2 protein-coding genes are annotated in these 2,620 nt (G+C 72.6%); one reads left to right on the forward strand and one right to left on the reverse strand.

All coding sequences use genetic code 11. The features are described 5' to 3' along the window. Positions 1 to 156: 156 nt before the first annotated feature. A complete protein-coding gene (locus tag ACFXGA_RS40080) occupies positions 157 to 642 on the reverse strand; it encodes a hypothetical protein (RefSeq protein WP_378098422.1) in 486 nt (161 codons plus the stop codon). 462 nt (positions 643 to 1,104) lie between these two features. Here ACFXGA_RS40080 and ACFXGA_RS40085 point away from each other — a divergent pair, with 462 nt between their 5' ends. Next, positions 1,105 to 2,544 (forward strand): RICIN domain-containing protein, encoded by a 1,440-nt coding sequence (locus ACFXGA_RS40085; protein WP_378098425.1) that lies wholly within the window; start codon positions 1,105 to 1,107, stop codon positions 2,542 to 2,544. The last annotated feature ends 76 nt before the right edge of the window (positions 2,545 to 2,620 follow it).

Genomic DNA, 2,620 nt, shown 5'->3' on the forward strand with positions numbered 1-2,620 from the left:
CCCCGGCGCCGCGCCCCCGGCCCCGGCGGGGGGCGGGGGCGCGGCCCGGGCCGGGATTCCTCCGCCCCGCGGTGTGCGGCCTGATCCGGGTGGTCGTGCGGCGGGCCTCTCCCGGCGTGGTCGGGAGAGGCCCACTCGTGCCACCGGCGCAACGGGTCAGCAGGGCAGCGGGCGGGTGTTCCGCAAAGCCCAGCGCGCCACGGACTGGCCTTCGATGGTCTGGTCGACCAGGTACTCGCGGGCGCCCGGCGCGGAGACGCCGAACCGCCACGCGCCGTTCCAGTAGAACCAGGCGTCGACGCAGTAGCCCGGTCCGACGTAGAACGACATGGCCCGGCTCCAGTTGAGCGGCGCGTCGTCGGTGCGGCGGTGGCCCGCCAGGATCGCCTGGTAGTTGCCGGCCACGTCGTCCCTCGACACGCCGATCCCGTTCGCGGTCTCGTTGCTGATGTAGCTCGTCAGCGCGAGCGGCGCGACGGCCGGCCCCGCGTCCGCGATCGAGGCCGTGCCGTCCGCCGCCACCGCGAGCCATCGCGCGGGAGCGCCCGGCTCGGCGTTCGCCGGGACGGCGAGCGAGGTCGCGGCGACCACGGGCAGGAACAGCAGCACCAGTCGTCGGGCCAGGACGTTGATCTTCCTCATCGTGCCCCTCTTCTCCTCGTCCTGCGGCCGCTCGCGGTCCGGGCGGCCACGACGTCATCGTGTGGGCCCGGTCGGGTGAATCGCCCCGGAAATCCCCCAATGCCTGGTCAACGGCAGTGCGCACGCGGTGTCACCGCGTGGGGGCGCGGCCTGGCCGGGGCCGGGACGCCGGGCGCGGAAAGCGCGTTCCGCGCCGGCCCGCAAGGTCTTGACAGTGGCGTGCCCCGGCCAACAAACTGGTCCGGCCAGGGGATGTTAACGCAAACATTTCGTCTCGCGGGTGCCACTCCGCAGCGGGCGCACCGCCGATCGTCGGGTGCGGGCGGGGTTCCCGCGGTCGTCGCGCCGTCGGCCCGCCACGCCGGCGCGTCGGCCACTGGTCCCGACGCGCCAGCGCACGGGTCGGCCCACGCCGGTCGCTGGCCGCTTCGACCCTGCGGTGGGCCGGACAAAGGAGTCCAGATGTCCCGCTCGTCCCCGAAGCGGTGGCGCGCCGCGCTGGCCGGCGTCGTCGTCGGCCTGGCCGCGGTGGTGCTGCCCGCCGGCCCGGCGCACGCCGCGCCCGTCACCGTCGACGTGGGTGTGCAGTTCACCGACACCGGCGGCAACCTCGTCCAGGCGCACGGCGGTGGCGTGATCAAGGTCGGCGCCTACTACTACTGGTTCGGCGAGAACCGGCACCCGGACAACCTGTTCCGGGCCGTCTCGGTCTACCGGTCGACCGACCTGAAGACCTGGGAGTTCCGCAACAACGTGCTGACCCAGAACAGCCACGCCGAGCTGCGCACCTCCTGGGTGGAACGGCCCAAGGTGATCTACAACGCGGCCACCGGGCAGTACGTCATGTGGATGCACTGGGAGAACGGCCAGGACTACGGCGAGGCCCGCGCGGCGGTGGCGTACTCGTCCACAGTGGACGGGAACTACACCTACCAGGGCAGCTTCCGGCCGCTCAACCACATGTCGCGCGACATCACGCTGTTCAAGGACGACGACGGCACGGCGTACATGGTCTCGGCCGCGCGGGAGAACTACGACCTGCACATCTACCGCCTCAACGCCGACTACCGCGGCGTGGCGGCGCTGGTGGGCAACCCGTGGCCCGGCGGGCACCGGGAAGCCCCGGCGGTGTTCAAGCGCAACGGCGTGTACTTCATGCTCACCTCCGGCGCGACCGGGTGGTCGCCGAACCAGGCCAAGTACGCCACGGCCACCGGCATGTCCGGGCCGTGGAGCGCGATGCAGAACGTCGGCGACTCCACCACGTACCGCTCGCAACCGGCGTACGTGCTGCCGATCCAGGGCAGCCAGGGTACCTCGTACCTCTACCTGGGCGACCGCTGGGCCGGCGCGTGGGGCGGGCCGGTGGTGGACTCCGCCTACGTCTGGCTGCCGATCACGTTCCCGAGCAACACGACGATGAACCTGACCAACGCGGGCCAGATCGTCATCGACACCGCGGCCGGGACGATCGGCGCCGTGGCGCTGACCTACAACCGGATCTCCGTGCGGCACTCCGGCAAGTGCCTCGACGTGGCCAACGCGAGCGGGGCAGACGGGGCGGCGTTGATGCAGTACCCGTGCAACGGCGGGCAGAACCAGCAGTTCCGGTTGCAGGCCACCGGCGGCTACTACCAGATCGTCGCCCGGCACTCCAACAAGTGCCTGGACGTGAGCGACGCGAGCACGGCCGACGGCGCGGCGGTGGTGCAGTGGAGCTGCGGCTCCGGGCAGAACCAGCAGTGGTCGGTGGTGGACGTCGGGTCGGGCTACTCGCGGCTGGTCGCGCGGCACTCGGGCAAGTGCCTGGACCTGCCGTCCGGCTCGCAGGACAACCTGCAGTTCAAGCAGTACCCGTGCAACGGCGGGCAGAACCAGCAGTTCCAGATCACCCGCGTCTGAGCGCGGTGCGGTGGGGGGGGGGCGCCGGGGGGGGGGGGGCCCCCCCCCCCGGGGGGGGCGGCGGGCGGCCCCAAGC

Origin of the sequence: Actinosynnema sp. NPDC059335, assembly GCF_042752395.1 — a bacterium.
Taxonomy (GTDB): Bacteria; Actinomycetota; Actinomycetes; order Mycobacteriales; family Pseudonocardiaceae; genus Actinosynnema.